At 64.5% G+C, this 21,285-nt stretch carries 20 protein-coding genes; 11 read left to right on the forward strand and 9 right to left on the reverse strand.

The annotated features are described in order from the left end of the window. Positions 1-149: 149 nt before the first annotated feature. Positions 150-938 (forward strand): crotonase/enoyl-CoA hydratase family protein, encoded by a 789-nt coding sequence (locus HPY67_14840; GenBank protein NPV05994.1) that lies wholly within the window; start codon positions 150-152, stop codon positions 936-938. A 128-nt stretch (positions 939-1,066) separates the two neighbouring features. Here HPY67_14840 and HPY67_14845 read toward each other — a convergent pair whose 3' ends face one another. Continuing rightward, positions 1,067-1,405, reverse strand: coding sequence for an RNA-binding protein (locus HPY67_14845; protein ID NPV05995.1), 339 nt, complete (start codon positions 1,403-1,405; stop codon positions 1,067-1,069). Between the two features lie 240 nt (positions 1,406-1,645). After that, entirely contained in the window at positions 1,646-2,182 is a 537-nt protein-coding gene (locus HPY67_14850) for a hypothetical protein (protein ID NPV05996.1), read from the reverse strand. A 167-nt stretch (positions 2,183-2,349) separates the two neighbouring features. Here HPY67_14850 and HPY67_14855 point away from each other — a divergent pair, with 167 nt between their 5' ends. Then, positions 2,350-3,627: an amino acid permease gene (locus HPY67_14855; GenBank protein NPV05997.1), complete on the forward strand. Its 1,278-nt coding sequence runs from the start codon at positions 2,350-2,352 to the stop codon at positions 3,625-3,627. A 124-nt stretch (positions 3,628-3,751) separates the two neighbouring features. Next, positions 3,752-4,330 (forward strand): O-methyltransferase, encoded by a 579-nt coding sequence (locus HPY67_14860; GenBank protein NPV05998.1) that lies wholly within the window; start codon positions 3,752-3,754, stop codon positions 4,328-4,330. A gap of 160 nt (positions 4,331-4,490) precedes the next feature. On the opposite strand, the gene HPY67_14865 is transcribed toward HPY67_14860, so the two are convergent. Further along, entirely contained in the window at positions 4,491-4,835 is a 345-nt protein-coding gene (locus tag HPY67_14865; GenBank protein NPV05999.1) for a hypothetical protein, read from the reverse strand. Between the two features lie 139 nt (positions 4,836-4,974). Here HPY67_14865 and HPY67_14870 point away from each other — a divergent pair, with 139 nt between their 5' ends. Continuing rightward, complete coding sequence (locus HPY67_14870; protein NPV06000.1) at positions 4,975-6,255, forward strand: FAD-dependent oxidoreductase; 1,281 nt, start codon at positions 4,975-4,977, stop codon at positions 6,253-6,255. Between the two features lies 1 nt (position 6,256). Then, on the forward strand, positions 6,257-7,648 hold the full coding sequence (locus tag HPY67_14875) for a hypothetical protein (protein ID NPV06001.1): 1,392 nt from the start codon (positions 6,257-6,259) through the stop codon (positions 7,646-7,648). A 133-nt stretch (positions 7,649-7,781) separates the two neighbouring features. Here HPY67_14875 and HPY67_14880 read toward each other — a convergent pair whose 3' ends face one another. From HPY67_14880 to HPY67_14890, 3 genes are all read right to left on the reverse strand, one after another. Beyond that, positions 7,782-8,714, reverse strand: coding sequence for a DUF475 domain-containing protein (locus HPY67_14880; GenBank protein NPV06002.1), 933 nt, complete (start codon positions 8,712-8,714; stop codon positions 7,782-7,784). Between the two features lie 307 nt (positions 8,715-9,021). Then, positions 9,022-9,336, reverse strand: a complete 315-nt coding sequence (locus HPY67_14885) for an AtpZ/AtpI family protein (GenBank protein ID NPV06003.1) — start codon at positions 9,334-9,336, stop codon at positions 9,022-9,024. A gap of 288 nt (positions 9,337-9,624) precedes the next feature. Beyond that, a complete protein-coding gene (locus tag HPY67_14890) occupies positions 9,625-9,957 on the reverse strand; it encodes a hypothetical protein (GenBank protein ID NPV06004.1) in 333 nt (110 codons plus the stop codon). 157 nt (positions 9,958-10,114) lie between these two features. On the opposite strand from HPY67_14890, the gene HPY67_14895 reads away from it, so the two are divergent. From HPY67_14895 to HPY67_14910, 4 genes are all read left to right on the forward strand, one after another. After that, positions 10,115-11,560, forward strand: a complete 1,446-nt coding sequence (locus tag HPY67_14895) for an iron-containing alcohol dehydrogenase (GenBank protein NPV06005.1) — start codon at positions 10,115-10,117, stop codon at positions 11,558-11,560. 136 nt (positions 11,561-11,696) lie between these two features. Continuing rightward, positions 11,697-12,722, forward strand: a complete 1,026-nt coding sequence (locus tag HPY67_14900) for an ABC transporter substrate-binding protein (GenBank protein ID NPV06006.1) — start codon at positions 11,697-11,699, stop codon at positions 12,720-12,722. A gap of 74 nt (positions 12,723-12,796) precedes the next feature. Continuing rightward, positions 12,797-14,482 (forward strand): iron ABC transporter permease, encoded by a 1,686-nt coding sequence (locus tag HPY67_14905; protein ID NPV06007.1) that lies wholly within the window; start codon positions 12,797-12,799, stop codon positions 14,480-14,482. Between the two features lie 64 nt (positions 14,483-14,546). Continuing rightward, positions 14,547-15,626 carry an ABC transporter ATP-binding protein gene (locus HPY67_14910; GenBank protein NPV06008.1) on the forward strand — a complete coding sequence of 360 codons (1,080 nt, stop codon included), beginning with the start codon at positions 14,547-14,549 and terminating at the stop codon, positions 15,624-15,626. 64 nt (positions 15,627-15,690) lie between these two features. Here the strand turns inward: HPY67_14910 and HPY67_14915 are convergent, their stop codons facing one another. The 3 genes from HPY67_14915 to larA all read right to left on the reverse strand — a co-directional run bounded on the left by HPY67_14915 (position 15,691) and on the right by larA (position 19,709). After that, positions 15,691-16,917, reverse strand: a complete 1,227-nt coding sequence (locus HPY67_14915; GenBank protein NPV06009.1) for a (Fe-S)-binding protein — start codon at positions 16,915-16,917, stop codon at positions 15,691-15,693. 24 nt (positions 16,918-16,941) lie between these two features. Next, positions 16,942-18,330 (reverse strand): FAD-binding protein, encoded by a 1,389-nt coding sequence (locus HPY67_14920; GenBank protein ID NPV06010.1) that lies wholly within the window; start codon positions 18,328-18,330, stop codon positions 16,942-16,944. Between the two features lie 131 nt (positions 18,331-18,461). Then, positions 18,462-19,709 carry a nickel-dependent lactate racemase gene (gene larA / locus HPY67_14925; GenBank protein NPV06011.1) on the reverse strand — a complete coding sequence of 416 codons (1,248 nt, stop codon included), beginning with the start codon at positions 19,707-19,709 and terminating at the stop codon, positions 18,462-18,464. A gap of 195 nt (positions 19,710-19,904) precedes the next feature. Between larA and HPY67_14930 the strand changes: the two genes are divergently transcribed. Both HPY67_14930 and HPY67_14935 read left to right on the forward strand, forming a co-directional pair. Further along, complete coding sequence (locus HPY67_14930) at positions 19,905-20,597, forward strand: MgtC/SapB family protein (protein ID NPV06012.1); 693 nt, start codon at positions 19,905-19,907, stop codon at positions 20,595-20,597. 180 nt (positions 20,598-20,777) lie between these two features. After that, on the forward strand, positions 20,778-21,224 hold the full coding sequence (locus HPY67_14935) for a transcriptional repressor (GenBank protein ID NPV06013.1): 447 nt from the start codon (positions 20,778-20,780) through the stop codon (positions 21,222-21,224). The last annotated feature ends 61 nt before the right edge of the window (positions 21,225-21,285 follow it).

The following is a 21,285-nucleotide window of genomic DNA, read 5'->3' on the forward strand; positions in this document are numbered from 1 at the left end:
AAACGGTGAAGCCCGGCCGCATCAGGCCGGGCTTTTTCCGTCGGGGTATTCCGCCGTCCCGCTACGGCTCCCGGCGGCCCGGAACGTTTGGGTCACCGCGCTCATCGGGATGGCCGGGGCGACCCAAGCAGGAATCGGAGGGATGGGCGATGAACGAACAGAAGATCACCGTGGAGCGGCGGGGCCGCGTGCTCCTCATGGGGCTCAACCGGCCCGACAAGATGAACGCCTTCGACGTGGAGATGTACCTGGAGCTTGCGGCGGCCCTGGGAGAGCTCGACCGCGACAGGGAGCTTCGCTGCGGGCTGCTCTTCGCCCATGGGACGCATTTCACGGCGGGCCTCGACCTGCCGAAATGGGCGCCGTACTTCGGCGGGGCGAAATTCCCGGACCTGCCCGCCGGCGCCTGCGACCCCTTCGGCCTCGATGAGGCAAGGCAGGTCGGCAAGCCCATGGTCATGGCCGTCCAGGGGATCTGTTACACGATCGGCCTGGAGCTCTTGCTTGCCATGGACATCCGCGTGGCGGCGACGGATACGCGCTTCGGCCAGATCGAGGTCAAGCGGGGCATCTACCCCGTGGGCGGGGCCACGGTGCGCCTGCACCGCGAGATCGGCTGGGGAAACGCCATGCGCTACCTGCTCACGGGCGACGAGATCGGCGCGGCAGAGGCCCTGCGCCTGGGCCTCGTGCAGGAGACGGTCGAACCCGGTCGGCAGGTCGGCCGGGCCCTGGCGATCGCGGAGACCGTGGCCCGGCAGGCGCCCCTGGGCGTGCAGGCCTCGCTCAAATCGGCCAGGCGGGCCTGCGCTGAGGGAGACCGGGCGGCCATCGCGCGCCTGCTTCCGGATCTTGCGCCCATCATGAAAAGCGAGGACGCCGCCGAGGGGATCCGGTCCTTCATCGAGCGCAGGGAAGCCCTGTTCAAGGGACGGTGAGGACTCGCACGGCCGCATCCATCGCCCCTACCGGCTTCATGCAGGCGCACGGCACCGACGCGAAAGGGCGACCCGACATGCCCGTCGGACCCTTCGAACAGGGCGGGCCGGTTGTCGCGTCGGGATCGCTAGTAACGCCTTCCGCCGCCGCCCGGCCTGCCGTAACCGCCCTGGCGGGGCCGGCTGTCCCGGCCGAAGCCGCCGCCCGAAGGACCGTCCTTCGGGGACTTCGCCTCGCTGACGACGATGACCTTGCCGTGGAGTTCCCCGCCGTTGAAGGATTCGATGGCCTTTCGGGCGCCTTCCTCGGAGTCCATTTCCACGAAGCCAAAGCCCTTGTTCAGGCCCGTCATCCGGTCCTTGATCAGGCTCACCGAAAGGACGTTGCCGGCCTGGGAGAAATTGAAACGCAGGTCCTCCTCTGTCGCCTCGCTCGAGAGGTTTCCGACGTACAGTTTCTTGTTCATGTCAATCTCCTTTGCCGGGGTCTTCCGCCAAGCGGCCCGTGCGCTACGGCCCGGATGAAAGCCGCGGGCGGGTAACAAAAAGCCGCCACACTTTGAGAGTATGGCGGCCAACCCCTACACGTCAAAATGCTGCTCTGCAAACAATCGCGCCCCGGCCCCTTCCTGAAGGCCGCCTTCGACGCAGCATCACGCTACTACAGCCCCTTCGGCAGGTCAAGATTTTATTTCCCGCGCGCAGGGTCACTTGACCGGGATGAACTTGTCGCCCGCCCTGATGCTCTTCACCCCCTGGCGGGGGACTTCCGCCATGGCCATCGCCACCCTGTCCGTCACCGGCACCGAGGTCACCGTCTCAATGCCCTGGACCTCCAGGACCCCGTCCAGCAAGGTGACCTTCGTGATCGCCTTGCGGTTGTAGAATTTCACGTTGCGGGTGAAGACGACCAGGTTCTTCTTGAAGTCGACGGCGGGAACGCTCTCGCCCGGCTTGAAGGACTTCCATATCTCGGCGAAGGCCGCCTTGTCCCCGATGTACCCCGCCGGGGTCTTCTGCTGGCCCCGGGGCAGCTTCTTCAGCGCACTGACCGGGAAATCGCCGTCCCATTTCTTCACGATCGACACGGTCGCCGGCAGTGCACCGGCCGGGGCCGTCTTCGTCTCGCCCCTGCTCTTGGGGGGCGACGGCTCCTTCGCCGCGGCCTGCGGGCCCGGCATGCCGGCCAGGAAAGCGGAGACCACCAGAGCAACCCCCCTGCGCACCACGGCCTGCATGTTCATCGTCCCCTCCTTGATCGGGTTTCATGCGGCCCCATGGTAAACCACCTCGCCGGCCGATTCAAGGAGCGACTTCCGGGGCGCCGCACAGATATCGCTTGTCGCCGGGCAGCGGGTCCCCTATACTTCGCGGGAATCGGTCGTTGGAACGAGACCGGCAGGAGCGCAACGTGTCATCGCAGAGGAGTCTGGGCCTCACAAGCGCCACGGCGCTCGTGGTGGCCAACATGATCGGCGCAGGCGTGTTCACCACAAGCGGTTTTTTGCTCGCGGACCTCGGATCGCCGCTCTACGTCCTGCTCGCGTGGGCCGCGGGGGGGGTGCAGGCCGTTCTCGGGGCTCTTTGTTACGGGGCACTCGCGCGGCGCATCCCCGAGTCGGGCGGGGAGTACCGGTTTCTCTCCCGCGCCCTGCACCCTGCGGCGGGGTACGTGGCGGGTTGGCTCTCGCTGCTCGTCGGTTTTTCGGCCCCGCTCGCGGCGGCGGCCTTCGCCTTCGGGACCTACGCGAAGCCCTGGCTCGGGGGTCTCTCCCCGGCGGCGGCGGGTTCGATCCTGATTGCCGTCTTCGTTGCCGTGCACGCCTACGAGGTCCGCCGGGGCGCCCTGGTGCAAAACTGGGCGGTCCTGCTCAAGGTCGCCCTGATCGCCGCCTTTGTCGCCTTTGTCTTTTCAGTGGGCGAAGCGCCGCCCGCCGAGCCCAGGCAACCCTTCCCCCTCGCAGCCTTCGGGGTTTCGCTGATCTGGATCTCCTTCAGCTACTCCGGCTGGAACGCCGCCGTCTACGTGGCGGGCGAGATCCGGGACCCGGAGCGCACGGTCCCGCGGGCGCTGCTCCTCGGTACGGCGCTGGTCACCGTCCTTTACCTGGCCCTCAACGCCGCGTTCGTCCTGGCAGCACCGGCCGCCGAGCTGGCCGGCAAGCTCGACGTGGGTCGCATCGCCGCGCGGGCCGTGGGCGGAGCCGTCCTGGAGGAAGCCGTGGCGGGGCTCATCGCGCTCGTGCTCGTCAGCAGCGTCTCGTCTCTCGTCATGGCCGGGCCTCGGGTCTGCGCGCAGATGGCCGCCGACGGCTACCTTCCGCGGCAGCTTGCCGTCGCGGAGGGCCCCCCGAGGGCCGCGATCGCCGCCCAGGCGGGCCTTGCCCTTTTCTTTCTGTGGAGCGCGACCTTCGAAGCGCTCCTGACCTGGATCGGCTTCACCCTGAGCCTGTGCACGGGCGCCGCCGTGGCAGCCCTCATTGTCCTGAGAAAGCGGGAGGGGGAAACCGTGGTTGTGCCCGGCTGGCCGGTCGTCCCGTGGCTCTTCCTCGCCGGGGTTGCGGCGATGACGGCCTTCACCGTCGTACAGAGGCCGCTGGAAGGCGTTGTCGGGCTGGCAACGGTCGCCGCAGGGCTTGCGGCGTGGAGGGCCCAAGAGAAGAAGAAGAAAAGACAGGCGGGAAGGTAAACCTATGTATTCAAACAATTTTCTGAGTCGAAGGGAGTTCTGCACGGCGGCAGCGGCGGGCCTTATTGCCGCGGGGGCATTCGCGTCTTCCGCGACGGGGCAGGCCACAGAGACTGCAAGCCCGATGCCCCGGGCTGACGCGGCACGGATCCACAAGGTCCTGGACGCCATGGAATCCAAGATTGGCCACTACTGGAGCGTACCCCGCAAGGACGGCGAGTTCCTGAGCCTGATGGTGAAGGCGACCCGCGCGACCCGCATCCTCGAGGTGGGGACATCGCAGGGGTACTCGGCCATCTGGATGGCCCTCGGCCTCCAGGAGACGGGCGGAAGGCTGACGACGATCGAGATCGACAGGGGGCGTCATGCCATCGCGCAGAGAAATGTCAGGGAGGCAGGTCTCGCCGGACGGATCTTGCTGATCCGGGGGGACGCCCACACGGAGATCCCGAGGCTGGCAGGCCCCTTCGATTTCGTGTTCTTCGATGCCGACAAGGACGGTCAGGTGGACTACTTCCAAAAGCTCCACCCGGCGAAGCTCGCTCCCGGAGCGATCATTGCCGTGCACAACGCCGTCTCCGCCGCCGGGGACCTGAAGGAGTACACGGAGATGATCCGCAGGCACCCCGAGTTCGACACGGTGATCGTCAGCGCGACGACGGGCGACGGCATGTGCCTGAGCTACCGTCACCGGGCGGCGTAATGTCCGGGACCCAAGAAAAAAGTCCTGTTTCCCCTTCAGGTATTCCTTTTTTTCCGATAGCCTCTATCGGGTCATGAAGACGCCGGGGTTCTCTGCAGCCCTCAGGGCCGACGGGGGACATCCGCGGCTGTCGCGGCCGGGTTGCGGTGAGCCCGGCCGGTCAGCGCCCGAGGGGACCGTTGGCAAGCAGGTGAATCTGCCAGGAGATGACGCCCGCGAAGAGCAGGGCCGTGCCGGCAAGGATGGCCCGGAAGAGCCGGAAGCGGCTGTAGAGGCATATCAGGACGAGCAGGGAAGAGACGGCGGCGACCTTCCAGACCCAGAACCGGTCGCCGTAGACGTCGATGGCCGCCCGGACGACGGGGTTGCACTCGGCACCCCCCGCGGCGAGGATCAGCTGCGTGAAAATGACATCGAGGATGTTCAGCCCGGCCACGAGGACCACGAGCGAAGCGAGCCCCACGCCGTACTCGAACTGGTGCAGATCTGCCCTGGATGCCTTCATCAGTCGCCCTCGGTAGTTCAATCGGGCGATCCGCGTCCTGACCTTAGCCCTTTTTCGCGGGGCCGCCGTCCGGCACTTTCCATTTACAAGTCACGAAGGAACGGGTAGGATGCATCAATTGCGCCCGGGAGAGAATTCCATGCGTATCGTCGTCATCGGGGCCGGCTGGGCCGGATGCGCCGCCGCCCTGTCCGCCAGAAAGCAGGGGGCCGAGGTCACCCTCGTCGAGCGCACGGACATGCTCCTGGGCACGGGGCTCGTCGGCGGGATCATGCGCAACAACGGCCGCCTCACCGCCGCCGAGGAGATGCTCGCCATGGGCGGGGGCGAGCTCTTCGAGCTCACCGAAGCCAACTCCCTGCACCGCGACATCGAGTTTCCCGGACACCCCCACGCTTCCCTGTACAACGTGGCCACCATGGAGCCCCTCGTGCGGGCCTTCCTCGAGTCCAGGGGCATCGAGATCCGGCTCGCGACCCGCATCAACGACGTGGAGATGCAGGACGGCTTCATCACGGCCGTCCACGGCAAGGAGGGCGAAGAGACGGTCAGTTTCACGGCGGGGGCCTACGTTGACGCGACGGGCACGGCGGGCCCCCCCGGCCAGTGCGCGAAGCACGGGAACGGCTGCGTGCTCTGCGTGCTGCGCTGCCCGGCCTTCGGGGGACGGGTGAGCGTCACGGCCCTCTGCGGCGTGCGGGAGCTCGTCGGCATGAAGGGGGGCCGGGTGGGCGCCATGAGCGGCTCCTGCAAGCTCCTGAAGGAATCCCTGTCGCGGGACCTCGTCTCAGAGCTAAACCGCAGGGGGGTCGTCGTCGTCCCCCTTCCGCAGTCCCTGCAGAGGGAAGTCCAGAGCTCGATCAAGGCATGCCAGCAGTACGCCATCCCCGAATTCCAGGCAAACCTCGTCCTTCTGGACACGGGCCATGCCAAGCTCATGGTCCCCTTCTTCCCGCTCAAGGCGCTACGGAAAATCGGGGGTTTCGAAAACGCCCGCTACGAGGACCCCTATGCCGGGGGTCTGGGCAACTCCATCCGCTTCGTGGGCATGTCGCCGCGCGACGACGGCCTCAGGGTGCAGGGGGTGGGGAATCTCTTCTGCGCAGGCGAGAAGGCGGGCCTGCTCGTGGGCCACACGGAGGCGATCGTCACGGGGACGCTGGCGGGCTACAATGCCGTCAGGCACCTGCGCGGCGAGAAGCCGCTGATCCTGCCACGCTCTCTTGCCGCGGGCGACGTCATCGGCTTCGTGCGGGAGCAGATGGCCACCGAGGAAGGCCTGGGGTGCAAGTTCACCTTCTCGGGGTCGGTGTACTTCGAGAGAATGAAGGCGACGAATCTATACTCGACCGATCGGGAGTCCATCCGCAGGAGGGTGGAGCGAGCGGGCCTGCTGAACGCTTTCAACGGAGGGAACTGACGTGGAACTGACTCTCGCGCACTGGGTTTACGCGTTTTTCGTCGTGGCCGTGCTCGTCACCATGGCGATGCGGAAGGAGACGCCGATCGTCTGCATCGTGGCCTCGTTCGTCTTGGCCTGGGTCGTCACGGGCAGCTTCGTCAGGGCCGTGCAGGCCGTCTTCAACTCGTTGACCGTCGCCTTTTCCGAACTCCTGGGGATCATCGCCATCATCTCGATCATCGTGGCCATGGCGAGAATGCTCGAGGAAACGGGACTGGCCGAAATGATGTTCCGGCCGGTGCAGAGGATGCTCGTCTCGCCCGAGGTGGCGTTCTGGGTCATGGGGGTCGTCATCATGCTCGTGGCCTGGGTCATCTGGCCCTCGCCGGCCATCGCGCTCGTGGGGGCCCTGCTGCTGCCGGCGGCCATCAAGGCGGGGCTCTCCCCCATCAACGCCGCCATGGCCATCAGCATGTTCGGCTACGGCTGCGCGCTGACGACAGATTTCGTCATCCAGGGCGCCCCGGGGATCACCGCCAAAGCGGCCGGGGTCAGCGTCGATGCCGTCATGTGGAAGAGCGCCCCCATGCTCGTCGTCTGGGCGGCCATCGCCCTGCCGCTTTCCTTCCGTTCCGTGAAGAAGGACATCCGGGCCAATGCCGGCAAGCCCATCGAATGGGCCCCCTTCGAGGCCTCCGCCGAGGCCCTGAAAGAAAGAGAGAAGTGGACCGCCGCCACCCCGGGGTTCAGGAGGATCGCCCTTCCCGTCATCGCCGTCCTGTTCGCCCTCGATGTCGTGGGCATGATGGTGCTCAAGCTGCGGGGAGGGGACGCGACGGCCCTGCTGGGCGGGACCGTCGGGATCGTGATGGTCTTCGTCGCCATAGGCGGTTACGGCAGGGAGGGGTTCGCGAAGCTCACCGAGCACACCCGGGCAGGGTTCCAGTTCGGCATCCGGATCTTCGCCCCGGTGCTGCTGATCGCGGCATTCTTCTTCATGGGCTCTCCGGGAACGGCCAAGGCGATCTTCGGCGACGGGGCGAAGGGCCTGCTGTTCGACCTGGGACAGGCCCTGGCCAATACCGTCCCGCTGAGCGCCCTGCCGATCGCCTTCATCCAGGCCGTGGTCGGCGGGATCACGGGACTTGACGGTTCCGGGTTCTCGGGGCTTCCCCTTGTGGGCACCCTCGCCCAGGCCCTGGGAGGCCCCACGAAGCTCGACGTTGCCACCCTGGGGGCGCTGGGACAGTTCTTCGCCGTGGCCGTGGGCGGCGGGACGATCATCCCCTGGGCCGTGATCCCGGCGGCAGCCATCACGGGCACGGACCCCGTCGAGATCGCCCGGCGCAACCTGTGGCCTGCAATGGCCGGTTTCGTCGGCGTTGTCATCGTGGCCATCTTCATGCTGTAAACCCGGAACGTTTCCATCCGCCGGACGGTCTCGGCACGACAGACCGACGGAACGAACAAGGCGGGGGCCAGGGAGTGCGAGACAATTCCTTATCGACGTGAGCGGCGGCGCCGGACGGGCCGCCGCTTTTTCGTCATGCCGACTCCGCGGCCCGTCGGGCCTGCCAGCGGGACTTGAGGAAGAAGTAGCCGACGATGAAAAACGTCGTCACGGGGGCGAGCCACTCCGGGATGTGCATCCGGAACCCATGGGCGATCATCACACAGCCCAGGACGAAGACGGAGTACATCGCGCCGTTCTTGAGATAGACGTATTTCTTGATCCGATCGACGCCGTAGACGGTGAGCTGCCGGACGACGACGGCGCCGATTCCGTTGCCGAGCAGGATGAGGGGAACCGACAGGGTGAAGGCGAAGGCCCCGACGACGCCGTCGATGGAAAAGGTCAGGTCGATGACCTCGAGGTAGAGGATCTTCCCGATGTCGGACATGTGGGCCTCGCCGGAGAGAACGCGTGCCTCCTGCTCCTCGGCGTAGCGCTTGAAGCCGTGGGTGATGAAGAAGGCCGTCGAGCCCACGACGGCACCGAAGGCGAGCATGGGGCTGTCCTTGAGGGCAAACCAGACGATGACGGTGAGGGCGACGGAGACGACGGCGTAGAACCAGGCCCCCTGGCGGGCGAAGATGCGTTCCACGGGGAGACCGATCTTCTTGGGCTCGAGGAAGATCCAGTGGCAGAAGAGGAAGACGAAGAAGACCCCGCCGCCCATGAGAAGCACGGGGGCGCTGTCCTGAATGGCCCTGAGCGCGGCCGGGTCGCCTGTGAGGCTGGCCGTGAAGGCATCCCACGGCCCGAGCCCAGGGGTCATAACCCAGACGATGAGCCAGGGCAGGACTCCCCGAACGACAAAGACGGCAATGAAGACGCCCCAGGTGAGAAACCACCGACGCGCCCAGGGCTGCATGCCCTGCAGAACCTCGGCATTGATGATGGCGTTGTCGATGCTGGTGATCGACTCGAACAGGGAAAGCCCCAAGACGATGAGGATGGCGGTGGGAATGTCCATGACGCGCTACCCTGGGTCAGTCGTTGAAACGCCGTTAGAATAGGGGGCCGCGCCTGCACCGTCAAGACCAAAGATGCCGTCCGGCCGCGGCAGTCCGCAGCCCGCCCCTGCGGGCAGGCCGGCAGGGGCATGCTGTGGCGAAAACCGGAAATGCCCGGCGACGGCAGGGTCGTGAGGTTGACCCCGACGGGCTCGGAGGCGAGTTTCCGAACCCGGGCGATGGCCTCACGGACAGCGCCCGCAGACAGCACAAGAGGCAGGCCGAAACGACCTGCCTCCTTTGCGCGTTGATGTGACGATCCGGGGCTTACTGCCGCCAGGGAGGGGTTATCGCGGTCTTCCCGAGCTGCCTCAGGACTTTCCGTTCCTGCTCCGGGATGAGCCCGGAGCGCATCCGTTCCTTGATCGCAAAGGCCTTTTTCCAGAGCCGCCCGATCGTGAGAAACACCGCCAGGATCAAAAGCCCCAGCATGAAAAAGGGTTCGGTGCTCAGCTCACCGTCGATGAGGACCCCGACCCAGAAGAAGACGAGAGAGCCTGCGGCGATGACGAACCCCCACGCGCTCAACGCCAGGATGTCCGTCAGTGTGCAGCGGGGTTCTGTGATGGTTCCGGTTCTCATGGTTCCTCCCACGGCCGGTCGATGCCGGCGCTGTCGTTTCTTTCCTGCCGGCCTGTATCCGATGCCGCGGTTTCGGCCGTTTTGCTTGCATGCTGATATTGAAAATCCCGTGCCAGGGAGAAGGTGACGCCGAAAAAAAACCCGAAACGTCTTGTCGGACAACGGGTTAGGCGTCAGGCGGCCGGAGGGGCGGGGATGCCTGGGCGTCGCCGGAAGGAACCGGTATTGAAAGATCCGTTCAACAGGGGACAACGAAACGTGAAGACGGGGCCCCGGGTCACTTCCCTTTCACTGTCGGGGATTTGCCCGACGCCGCTCTCGCCGGGGATTTTTCTTGTTCGGGGCGGAAGCCGGGGCTTCCCTGCCCAGGCGCTCGTCCCAGTATTCGGGGGTCCTCCTCAAGTCCCGGATGCCGTATTCCACGAGTGCGGCCAGCTCCCGGATGCGGTCGCGGAACATCCCCTGGAGACATTCCGGGATGTGCTCCTGCCTTGTCCGGTGCACCCGGATGCACTCCACGCAGTTTCCGTGGCGGTGGCAGCGAACCTGCACGCAGGGGCAATCATCCACCAGGGCGGGAAGGCGTTCAGGAGGGGCTACTTTTCCCTTTCTTCGTTTCATGCGAAACTCCGTCGACGCATGGGCGGTGCGCGAATGTGCCTGACACTGTACGGAAATTGCCCGCGGAGCACAACCTTTCTTTTTCCCCCGCCCGCTTTACTTTCTGCATCCCCTTGTTTACAATGCGTGATCTTCTAGTGCGCAAGGACCCGACGACATGAACCATTGGTTTGAGGCCCTCCAGCAGGCCCTGGACCGGGAGGGGATTCCCAACAACCCGGATAAGGCCCGATACGTTCCCGTCCAGCATTATGCCGAGTCCCTCGCCGATCTGCGCGGCGCCCTCGCCCGCTGGCACCGGGAACGCCTGCCGGCAGGCGGAAGGATCCGGGTCTTTGTTGACGGTGTCTCCAAGAGGTGCGCCGAGGGACCGGAGACGGACATCGACGGGGCGTTCCGTTCCCTGCTGGCCGCAGCAGGCATCCCCTACCGCTGGACGGACCTCTCCGCAGCCCTTGCCCTCCCGCGCGGGGATCTCCACGCTTCCCATGATTGTCTCCGGCGAATGCAGGATGTCGTGCGTGACGGCGGCGACGCCGCAGCGGTTGTTCTCGGCTCAGGCAGCATCACCGACCTCGTGAAGCACGCGCTGCATACGGAAAACGTGCCGATCCCCTTCGTTTCGGTCCCTACGGCCCTGACCGTCACGGCCTTCACATCGGCGTTTGCCGTCATCGATTACCACGGGGCCAAGCGGACCCTGCAGTCCAGGCCGGTGTCGGCCGCCTTCTGGGTGAAGCCCTTCCTGGAATGCGCCCCGCCCAGGATGTCCCGGGCCGGATACGGCGATCTCCTGGCCCGCTTCGTGGCCTACGGGGACTGGTTCCTCGGATACCGCCTCGGGGTCATGGACGGGTACGACGAGTCCGCCTTCCGCCTCATGGAACCCTTCTCCGAAGGGATCCGGGCCGCAGCGGCCGGCTTCCGGGAAGAGACCCTGCCTCCCGAGGCCACGGCCTGCACCGCGGCAGCGCTGGCCATGGCGGGAATCTCCATGTCCACCGCCGGTGAGACGACACCGCTTTCGGGCTTCGAGCACGTCATCAGCCACGGCCTGGATTTCCTGAAACTCACGGCGGGCCGGGAGTTGGTCTTCCACGGGGAGCAGGTCGCCCTGGGTTCCCTGGTGAGCGCCCGGACGATCGACCGGATTCTGGAAATGGAGAGCCTGCGGGGGGCCCGATGGCGCGGCGGAGACGCCGAAACGGCCCTCAAGGTCCTGGAAGAGAGGCTTCTCGAGGCTCCCCTGCCGGGAGGTGCAGAAGCCTTCCGGGAGAAGATGCAGGCCGCCCTGGCGGAATTCACCGGTGAATATCAAAAAAAATCGGCACGATGGGCCGTTGCGCAAGAGCGGGTCGGAATCTTCGAGCAGAATTGGGGGGACCTTCGCCGGGAGCTGGCGCGCCTGACCATGCGGGCGGCGGATCTCGAGCCCCTGCTGAGAAAATCCGGACTCCCCTGCCGGCCGGAGGAAACGGAACCGCAGACATCCGAACAGGAGCTCCGCTGGGCGGTTGCGTTTTCCCCCTTTGTGCGGTCCAGGATGAATCTGTCGGACCTGCTCTTTTGGATGGGCCGGGAAGACCTCGTCGTCTTGCCTTGACAAATCCCCTGATTTGTCCTTATAGAGACAGCGCTGAAAGACCGGGCGGCAAACGCCGGCCGGCGGATCCGCCGTCCGGTGAAGCCCGGACGCATCGAATCATCAATCGACGGATCAAACCCCAGGAGGAGGGACTATGAAGCGCATGCGATCGAAATGGGCGGTCCTGGCGGCGGGCCTGATCCTGCTTGCGGTCCTGCCGGCAGGCTCGGCCTTCGCCGCGGAGCCGGTGAAGGGCAAGGTCATGATCTACAGCTCCATCTACCTGCACATCATCGAGCAGCTCAAGCCGGTGCTGAAAAAGGAGTTCCCGGAGCTGGACGTCCAGTGGTTCTACGGGGGCTCGGAGAAGGTGATCGCCAAGCTCGTGGCGGAGTTCGAGCAGGGCTCCTCCATGGCCGATCTCATCATGATCGCCGACCCGGCCTACTACCTGACCCTCAAGCGGGAGGGAAAGCTGCTGCAGTACAGGTCCCCGAACGCAAAGTACGTCTATCCCGCATGGCTCGACAAGGACGGCTACTTCTCCGGGGTGCGGATCAACGTGATCGGCATCGCCTACAACAAGAACATCGTGGCCCCCAAGGACGTCCCCAAGACCTGGTGGGACCTGGCCGACCCCAAGTGGGCGGGCAAGGTCGGCATGCCCAACCCGCTGCTGTCCGGGACGGCCTTTGCGGGCACGTCGGGCCTGGTGCGCTCGCCCAAGCACGGCTGGCCCTTCTTCGAGGCCCTGCGGAAAAACCGCATCGCCTGCGAACCCGGAAACGGCGCCGTGGAGACGAAGCTGCTCTCCGGCCAGCTCGCCGTGGGCATGCTTCTGGAGGAGAACGTCCTGAAGGCCATAAGCGAGAAGAAGCCCCTGGGCTTCGTGTACCCCTCCGACGGGCCCGTCGTGAACCCCTCGGGCATCGCGATCATGAAGACCACCAAGAACCCCGCGGCGGCCAAGGCCGTCTACGACTTCTTCCTCTCCAAGGCAGGCCAGCAGGCGATCCTGGACGGCTGGATGCACTCGGTGCGGCCCGACATGCCCCCGCCCCGGAACGCCGCCATGAAGATCACGGAGATCAACAAGTTCGCCCTCCCCATGGACTGGGAAGCCATCAGCCGGGAGCCTGAGAAGGTCAAGGAGAGGTTCGACAGGACGGTTCTCCGGTAGTTTCCGGTTCTCGCCCCGCCGGCCCGGCCCCGCCGCGGCCGGCGGGCATTTCCCCTTGCGGAGCGGCCCCGCTCATGTCCACCCTCGGCAGGATCTTCAGCGTACGCAACCTCGTCATCGGCTCAGCCCTCCTTTTCCTCGTCGCTTTCGTCCTGTTCCCGCTCGCCCTGCTCGTCCTGAGAAGCTTCCTCGGGGCCGACGGCGAAATCAGCCTCGAGAACTACCTCGCCGTCTACGGCATGGAGCGAAACTGGGACGCGGTGGTGATGACCCTCTGGGTCTGCGGTCTCACCATGCTCTTTTCCATGATCTTCGCCACGGGGCTCGCCTGGCTCGTCGTGCGCAGCAACCTGCCCTACCGGCGCCTGTTCCGCTCACTGTTCTTCATCCCGTACGTGATTCCGCCCTACGTGGGCGCCATCGCCTGGATCCTTTTGCTCACCCCGGGTGTGGGGTACGTCAACAAGATGCTCGTCGAGGTCTTCGGGGCGCAGATTCCCGGACCGTTCGACATCTACACCGTCCCGGGCCTCGTATGGGTCATGACCCTGTTCTACTACCCGCTGGCCTTCCTGAACGTGGCCAGCGCCCTGGAGCAGATGGACAACACCCTGGAGGAGGCCGCCCGCATCAGCGGGGCCTCCCCCCTTCGGGTCTTCTGGGACATCACGCTGCCGCTCGTGTCCCCCAGTTTCTTCGCCGGGGGCCTCCTGGTCTTTGCCGCCTCGGCCTCGGCCTTCGGCGTGCCCGCGATGATCGGCATGCCCAGCCGCATCTACGTGCTCTCGACGCAGGTCATCCAGTACGTCTACATGGGGACATCCTCGGGCATGAGAGAGGCGACGGCGCTTTCCGTCGTCCTCATGGTCATCGCCGTGCTCACCATGGCCCTGGGCAACCGGCTGCTGAGCCGCAAGCGCTACACCCTCGTGGGGGGGAAGAGTTCGCGGGTGCTGCCCGTCTCCCTGGGCCGCTTCCGGATCCCGGCCCTCGTCTTTTCGGGTCTGCTCGGGTTTCTCCTGGTCATTTTGCCCATCGGGGCCATCGTGGTGACCTCCTTCGTCCGGATCTTCGGGGAACCGATCTCCCTGGAGAACCTCAGCCTGGAGCACTACGGCTACATCCTGACCTTCAAGACGGCGCTCGAGGCCTTCTACAACAGCTTCTTCCTCGGCGTCGTGGCGGCGACCCTGGCCCTCGTGGTGGCAAGCCTCATCGCCTACTACCGGGTCAAGGCGAAAAGCCCTCTGGCCCGTGCGGCGGACCTCATCGCCACGGTCCCCTACGCGACGCCGGGCACGGTCATCGCGCTGGCGCTCATCATCGCCTTTTCGGGGAAATACGGCCTGAACCTGTACAACACCTTCTCGATCCTGATCGTGGCCTACATCGTGAAGTACCTCGCCTTCTCCGTGCGAACGGTCTGCGCCTCCCTGGAGCAGATCGACCTGTCGCTCGAGGAGGCCGCGCAGATCTCCGGGGCAAGCTGGCTGCAGAGCTTCCGGGACATCATCCTGCCGCTGGTGCGCCCGGGCCTCATCGCCGCATGGTTTCTCGTGTTCATGACGACGTTCTACGAGTTGACGATGACCATCCTGCTCTACGGCCCGAACACGCACAACCTGGGCGTCATTCTCTACGAGATGCAGACGTACTCGAACCCGCAGGCCGCTTCCGTGCTCGCCGTGCTGATTCTGGTCGTGGTGCTCGTGGGGAACGTGCTGGTTTCCAGGATCACGAAGGGGAAGATCACCATCTGACCGTGCGGGGCGGCGGGGGCCGAAGGCATGGGGCAGGCAGCAGGGGAAAGGAACGAGACGATCCATGGCGGATGTCAGGCTTGAAAACGTATCAAAGAAGTTCGGAAACGTGGAGGCCGTGGCGGCCTTCAGCGAGACGATCCGGGAGGGTGAATTCGTTTCCCTGCTCGGACCCTCGGGCTGCGGGAAGACGACCACCCTTCGGATCATCGCCGGTTTCGAGCGGGCAACGACCGGCCGCGTGTTCATCGGGAACGAACTCGTGAGCTGCTCCGAGACGAATCTCTACAAGCCCCCGGAGGCACGCAACATCGGGATGGTCTTCCAGTCCTACGCCGTGTGGCCCCACATGAACGTCTTCGCCAACGTGGGCTACCCGCTCAAGGTCCGCGGGATGGACAAGAAGCAGATCCGCGAAAAGGTGGACCGCGTGCTCGAACTCGTGCACCTGGAGGGGCTCGACAAGCGCCTGCCCAGCCAGCTCTCCGGGGGGCAGCAGCAGCGCGTGGCCCTTGCGCGGGCCCTCGTGGCCGAGCCCGCGCTTCTCCTGCTCGACGAGCCCCTCTCGAACCTCGACGCCAAGCTGCGCGAGAGCATGCGCTTCGAGATCAAGGACGTGCAGCGGCGCCTCGGGATCACGGTCATCTACGTGACCCACGACCAGGCCGAGGCCATGGTCATGTCGGACCGGATTATCGTCATGGACAAGGGGTATGTCCAGCAGACGGGCAGCCCGCGGGAGATCTACGAAACCCCGGCCAACCGGTTCGTGGCCGACTTCATCGGTCTCATCAACTTCCTGGAGGGGACCCTCGTGGCCCTGGAAGGCGCAGACGGGGTCGTGGCCCTCAGCGACATCCCGGGGCCGGTGCACCTGAAGGGCCGACTGCATGCGGCCATGAAAACGGGGGACCGGGTCGTCCTGGCGGCCCGCCCGGAGACGATCGCGGTTTTGAGCGAACCCGCGCCCGAGGCCGTCCCCGGGCGTCTCATCCGGAAGATCTACCTCGGAAACGAGATGGATTACCGTGTGGCCCTGGGCCCCCTGGAGGTGAGGGCCACCGGGCCCGCCGCCACCGACGGGCTGGCCGAGGGAAGCCCCGTGTGGCTCTCCTTCAGCCGTGTCGTCGTGATGCCCTTCTGAGCAAGAAAACCCCCGGCCCTGTGCGTCCGGGGGTTTTTGCTTTCAGGAAGCCCCTGCCACGCGGTCAGATCACCTGGCTGATGTGCATGGCCTTGAACTTGCCGCCGCTTGCCTTCGCAGCCTTGGAGAGCTGGATGAGGCACCCCGGGCAGCCGGTCACCACGACGGCGGCGCCGGTCCTCTCGATGTTGGCCCTCTTCTTGTCGAGGATCTTCGAGGCGATGTCGGGGTAGTCCAGGTGAAAGGAGCCCGCCCCGCCGCAGCAGACGTCGGCATCCTTCATCTCGACGAAGTTGCCCGCCGCCTTGAGCAGCTCGCGCGGCTGTTTCCGGATTCCCTGACCCCGGGACAGGTGGCACGGGTCGTGGTAGGTGAAGGTCGCCTCCACCCTCTGCCGGGGCGTGTAGCCCGCCTTGGCGAGATACTCGGTCAAATCCATCACCTTGCGGCTGAAGGCGGCTGCGCGGTCCTTCCACCGGGCATCGTCGGCGAAGTACGACGCGATGTGCTTCAGGGTGCCGCCGCAACTCGCGCAGTCGCAGACGACGGCGTCGGCGTCCTCGTAGATCTCGATGTTCTTCCGTGCCAGTTCCAGGAACTCGTCCCGAAGCCCGTGGGCCAGGTGCGGAAGGCCGCAGCAGACGTTGTCCTTCACGAGGGGCTTCGTCCCGGCCTTCAGGAGATTGAGCGTCTCGGCGGCGGCCTCGGGGAACATCATCCGCATGCCGCATCCCTCGAAGTAGGCCACGCGGGTGGCCGCCGTGACGGCCACCTGGGACGGGGGCGTCTTGCCGGCCAGGGCGGCGGGCCCGGCAAAGGCCGCAAGGAAATGGGCCCGCGTGTACTCCTCGGGCACCATGCCGTGGGGGAAAACGCTGTTGAGGCCCAGCCTGCGCAGAAGCGCCAGGGAGCCCGCCGCAAGCGTCACCATGCCCCGGCTCTTGAGGATCTTGCCGATGGCCTTGTACCGCGTGTTGGGCGCCGCCGTTTTGTTCACGAGGTACTGGCGGATGTGGATCATCGCGTCGTCGGTTGCGATCTTGCTCGGGCACAGATCGACGCAGGCGCGGCAAAGCAGGCAGAAGTTGACCTTGGCCAGCGCCTCCGGGGTGGGCTCGATGCCGCCCTCGGTCAGGGCCCTGGCGATGACGTTCTTGCCCCTGGCGCTGAAGGCCTCCACGCTGTTGACCTCGAACAGAGGGCAGGCGGGCAGGCATGTCCCGCAGCGGTCGCACTGGCTGACGATTTTTCTTGCGGCCTCCAGAAGTTTCTTGTCCGTATCATTGCGCATGAGATTCTCGTCTCTCTTCGTCTGTTACCAGATCTTGCCGGGGTTCAGGATGCCCTTCGGGTCGAGGGCCTGCTTGATGGCAGCCAGGGTCTTCACCCCCGCCTCGCCGAGGGCCTTGGCGATGTAGGGCTTCTTGGTGATCCCGATGCCGTGCTCGCCCGACAGGGTTCCCCCGACGGCCAGCGTCGCGTCGAAGAGCTCTTCGACGGCGCGGTGGACCCGCTCCTCCTCGCCGGGCTTGCTCAGGTCGCACAGGATCGAGGGGTGGATGTTCCCGTCGCCGGCATGTCCGTAGACGGCGATGGTGAGCTTGTGCTTCCCGGCGATGGCGCCGATGCGGCGCACCACCTCGGGGAAGGCGTCGCGTGGGACGGAGATGTCCTCTCCCAGCCGGTTCGGCACGAGGCTGGCGATGGCGGAGCTCAGACCCCGGCGGATGGCCCAGAGCTCGTCGGATTCCTGCTGCGTCTGGGCGACGCGGAACTGGTAGACCCCGCACTGTTTCGCCACGGCTTCCATCTTCTTCGCCTGAGTGTCGAGGGCCGCATCATCCTCGCCGTCGATCTCCACGATGATGCAGCAGCCGACGGCGGGGTCGAGTTCCGTCTTGCGGTGCTTGGCAACGGCCTCGAGGCAGAAGCGGTCCATGATCTCGGCGGCCGCCGGCAGCAGGCCCGACTGCAGCATCTGGTGGATCGTGTTGCAGCCGTCGTCGAGGGTGCGGAACATGAGCTGCAGCGTGCCGCGTTTCTTCGGCATCGGGATGAGCCGCAGCAGCGCCTTGGTGATGATCCCCAGGGTCCCCTCGGAACCGGTGAAGAGGCTCGTGAGGTTGTAGCCCGTCACGTTCTTGATGGCCTTGCCGCCCGTCAGCAGCACCGTGCCGTCGGCAAGCACGACCTCGAGGCCCATGACATAGTTGGAGGTCACCCCGTACTTGACGGCCCTCATGCCGCCCGCGTTCTCGGCGACGTTCCCGCCGATGGTGGAAAACTTCCAGCTTGCCGGGTCGGGCGGGTAGAAGAGCCCCTTGGCGGCACAGGCATTGTAGAGGTCGATCGTGCGCACTCCCGCCTCGGCCCAGACCATCATGTTGTTGACGTCGATTTCGAGGATCTTCGTCATGCGCTCCAGCGACATGGAGATCCCGCCCTTGAGGGGGATGCTCCCGCCGGTGCGCCCGGACGCCGCACCCCGCGGCGTGACGGGGATGCCGTGCTCACAGGCGATGGCCATGATCTTCGAGACCTCCTCCGTCGTGGCGGGCCGCACGACGAGTTCCGGCTTGTTGGCCGGGAAGAGCGGCACAAAGGATGCGTCATAGGAGTAGCCGAAACGGTCCAGGTCGGAATCAAGGGCGTTTTCCGCCCCCACGATGCCTCGGATTTTATTCTTGATGTCGTCTGCGATCATCGATTTGGCCTCCTGTCATGTTCAAGCCTTGCATGATGCCCGATTCGGGTGCAGTTGCGGGCGGAGCCCCCTGTTGCAAGCCCGCTCACTATAAGGGAACCCTCGGTCCCTGTCAACGGAACACAAGCCGTCTAGGCCGCCGAGAGCCGCGGGATGGTCATCCCGCCGTCCATGATGAACGTGACCTTCGCGCCTGGGCCTTTTTCCTCGAGCGCCGCCCGCAGCGCCTCCGAGACGCGGCCGAAGGGGCGCATGTGGGCCTTGCTGATCAGGCTTGCATCCAGGGGGGTGACGGCCCACATCTTGGCCTTGACACCGATCTCGGCCATCTTGCCCGCCTTGTGGTAGCCGAGCTTGTATTCCCGGTCGAGCTTTTCGATGACGGCCTTGCAGGTGGGCTCGGAGCTCAGCAGGTCCAGGAAGGCCTGTGAGCCGACCCCGCTGCGGCAAGCGGACACGAGGATGATGATCCCGCCGTCCTTGAGGGCCGTCTTGCCGTTGTCCAGGGCCTTCTGGGACTGGTAGAGATCGATGTCGTTGGGCTCCAGGGCGACGGTCACCACGATGTCGGCCTGCCTCTTGATGGGGACGACGAAGACCTCGTCGGCGCGGGGCAGCAGCGAGTAAAAAGACTCCTTCAGGTCCCCGGCTGCCGCGGCATAGACGCGATGCTCGCCGTCGAGAACGGTCATGATTGCAAAAATGTTCAGCTTTTCGAGAAGCTGCTCGGCGTCGTCGAGCTCCTCCGCAACGGGGTTCCCCTTCAGGACCATCGCCTGGGCGGCGGGAGAAATGGCCAGCCTGTGGTTCGCCGTGATGCAGTCATAGCTCGCCACTCCCGGCATGAAGCATTTCCGCCCCCCGGTGTACCCGGCAAAGTAGTGCGGCTCGATGCTGCCGATGGGGATAATGGCATCGGCCTCGCGGACAAGGGCGTTCAGCATCAGGTCGTTGCCGTGTCTCGTCCTGCCGAGAGAGTAGCAGGCGCTCTTCTTGGCATCGTGAACATGGACACGGTTCTTTATCTCCCCATAGAGCTTCCCGAAGATGAAGTCGTACTCCTCCTCCGTCGGCGCACGGTGGCTGCCCGTGGCAATGAGGAACTTGAAATTCTTGCCCCTGAGCAGGGGGTAGAGGATCTCCATGATGGCGCCCGTCGGGGTGGGGCGGGTCGCATCGTTGACGAGCAGGAGGATGTTCTCACGGGACTTCAGGAAATCCTCGATCCCCGGGGACTTGAGGGGGTTGAAAATGGCGTCCCTGAGAGTCTTGGCCTCGTCACCGGTTTGTACGGCATTGGGCACGATGACCTGCTCGATGTTGCCGTCCGCCAATTCGATCGTTTCAGCAGTATCCCCGTAAGGAATCTCTATCTTCATGGCCCCCTCCCGTCATTTTTATCAGCTGCCGCCATCGGGGTCATCTTCCCATTCCAACAGCCTGTTGGCACAATTAATGGCACTTGCAGGAAAAGATCAAGAAAATAATGCAAAAGGAATTTTTCTTGCAGCACAATCGTGTTACATTGCACGGGACCGTTGCAATGAGGCACTTCAGGCTGAAGGAGGTCCCACATGAACAAGGAGACATTGGACATCTTCATTCATCTCGTCGTGGCCATGGTGGCGGGCGGGCTGATCGGGCTCGAGCGAAGCTACTACGGGCGGCCGGCCGGCTTTCGAACCCACACGCTGGTCTGCATGGCCTCGAGCCTGCTGATGATCGTGACCATCTATCAGCGGGACTGGTTCACCGGGGCCATGATCGAAACGGTGCGGGTGGACCCGACACGCATGGCCCAGGGCATTATGACGGGGATCGGGTTCCTCGGGGCCGGTGTCATCATGAAGGAGGGAGCCTCGATCCGCGGGCTGACGACGGCGGCATCGATCTGGATCACCGCGGCGATCGGAATCCTGGCAGGAGTGGGATTTTACAGTGCCCTGGTGGTTGTCACGGGGTTGACCCTGAGCACGCTGACCCTGTACCGGCTCGTGGAGCGGCAGCTCCCCATGCTCTTCTACGTCCAAAACTTCATCCGCTTTCACCGGGACCGGGCGATGACAGACGCAGAGATCCGGGCCCTCATGAAGGAACACGGTTTCAAGATATCGAACATGTGCCTGGCCGTCACCAACGACAAGCAGTTCTTTGACTACGATCTGATCATAAACACCAGAAAGGAGGAGAATCTGGTTCGCCTCAGTCGGAGCCTCGAAAAGAACGGGGCGGTCGTCGAATTCAAACTTTGCCCGACGAGCGACTGAAGGCCGCTTTTTCATCTGAAGTGGGATGTGTGCACGGTTTTCGGCAAATCTTTTAAAATCAGCATCGTATCCCAGAAAAAGGATGGCCGGAGATGAAAGGAAAAAAGATTTGACAGAGGAATAAGAATTTGTTAATAGATAATTTCTAAAAATAAGCATTATCATTATGTCGTGCCTTCCATGTATGCCAGGAATCCCGAAATACGAGTCGAGGAGATGCTTGCCAAGCTGAAGGAACGGGACTTCCGCATAACGCCGCAGCGCCTCGCCATTCTCAAAATACTCGCTGAAAGCAAGGGTCATCCAAGCGTCGATGACATCTATCAGACAGTAAAGGTGGAGTTTCCCACGACAAGCGTGGCGACCGTCTACAAAACCGTATCGCTTCTGAAGGAACTAAACGAGGTCCTCGAGCTCAGCTTCCCCGATGGGAGCAACCGTTACGACGGCAACAACCCCTCACCGCACCCGCACGCGATATGCGTCAAATGCAGGAAGATCATGGATCCCGAGCTGATGAACATCGATCCCCTGGTAGAGGAAATAAGCCGCAAGACGGGATATAAAATATACTACGAGGAGCTTGAATTCTTCGGCCTCTGCCCCGAATGCCAGAAGCAGAATTGAGAACGCCGTTTTTTTTACCATGCTGTGAATAATAATTCTCTGTAGAGACGAATAATCATGC

The sequence above is a fragment of the Syntrophaceae bacterium genome, assembly GCA_013177795.1.
Taxonomy (GTDB): Bacteria; Desulfobacterota; Syntrophia; order Syntrophales; family UBA2192; genus UBA2192.

What these genes read in the sequence shown, in the direction of transcription:
- HPY67_14845 (NPV05995.1), bottom strand. Translation starts at nt 1,405, where the DNA reads ATGAACAAGAAACTGTACGTCGGAAACCTCTCGAGCGAGGCGACAGAG.
- HPY67_14850 (NPV05996.1), bottom strand. Translation starts at nt 2,182, where the DNA reads ATGAACATGCAGGCCGTGGTGCGCAGGGGGGTTGCTCTGGTGGTCTCC.
- HPY67_14935 (NPV06013.1), top strand. Translation starts at nt 20,778, where the DNA reads ATGTATGCCAGGAATCCCGAAATACGAGTCGAGGAGATGCTTGCCAAG.
- HPY67_14905 (NPV06007.1), top strand. Translation starts at nt 12,797, where the DNA reads ATGTCCACCCTCGGCAGGATCTTCAGCGTACGCAACCTCGTCATCGGC.
- HPY67_14840 (NPV05994.1), top strand. Translation starts at nt 150, where the DNA reads ATGAACGAACAGAAGATCACCGTGGAGCGGCGGGGCCGCGTGCTCCTC.
- HPY67_14880 (NPV06002.1), bottom strand. Translation starts at nt 8,714, where the DNA reads ATGGACATTCCCACCGCCATCCTCATCGTCTTGGGGCTTTCCCTGTTC.
- HPY67_14900 (NPV06006.1), top strand. Translation starts at nt 11,697, where the DNA reads ATGAAGCGCATGCGATCGAAATGGGCGGTCCTGGCGGCGGGCCTGATC.
- HPY67_14930 (NPV06012.1), top strand. Translation starts at nt 19,905, where the DNA reads ATGAACAAGGAGACATTGGACATCTTCATTCATCTCGTCGTGGCCATG.
- HPY67_14890 (NPV06004.1), bottom strand. Translation starts at nt 9,957, where the DNA reads ATGAAACGAAGAAAGGGAAAAGTAGCCCCTCCTGAACGCCTTCCCGCC.
- HPY67_14865 (NPV05999.1), bottom strand. Translation starts at nt 4,835, where the DNA reads ATGAAGGCATCCAGGGCAGATCTGCACCAGTTCGAGTACGGCGTGGGG.
- HPY67_14910 (NPV06008.1), top strand. Translation starts at nt 14,547, where the DNA reads ATGGCGGATGTCAGGCTTGAAAACGTATCAAAGAAGTTCGGAAACGTG.
- HPY67_14920 (NPV06010.1), bottom strand. Translation starts at nt 18,330, where the DNA reads ATGATCGCAGACGACATCAAGAATAAAATCCGAGGCATCGTGGGGGCG.
- HPY67_14895 (NPV06005.1), top strand. Translation starts at nt 10,115, where the DNA reads ATGAACCATTGGTTTGAGGCCCTCCAGCAGGCCCTGGACCGGGAGGGG.
- larA (NPV06011.1), bottom strand. Translation starts at nt 19,709, where the DNA reads ATGAAGATAGAGATTCCTTACGGGGATACTGCTGAAACGATCGAATTG.
- HPY67_14870 (NPV06000.1), top strand. Translation starts at nt 4,975, where the DNA reads ATGCGTATCGTCGTCATCGGGGCCGGCTGGGCCGGATGCGCCGCCGCC.
- HPY67_14885 (NPV06003.1), bottom strand. Translation starts at nt 9,336, where the DNA reads ATGAGAACCGGAACCATCACAGAACCCCGCTGCACACTGACGGACATC.
- HPY67_14860 (NPV05998.1), top strand. Translation starts at nt 3,752, where the DNA reads ATGCCCCGGGCTGACGCGGCACGGATCCACAAGGTCCTGGACGCCATG.
- HPY67_14915 (NPV06009.1), bottom strand. Translation starts at nt 16,917, where the DNA reads ATGCGCAATGATACGGACAAGAAACTTCTGGAGGCCGCAAGAAAAATC.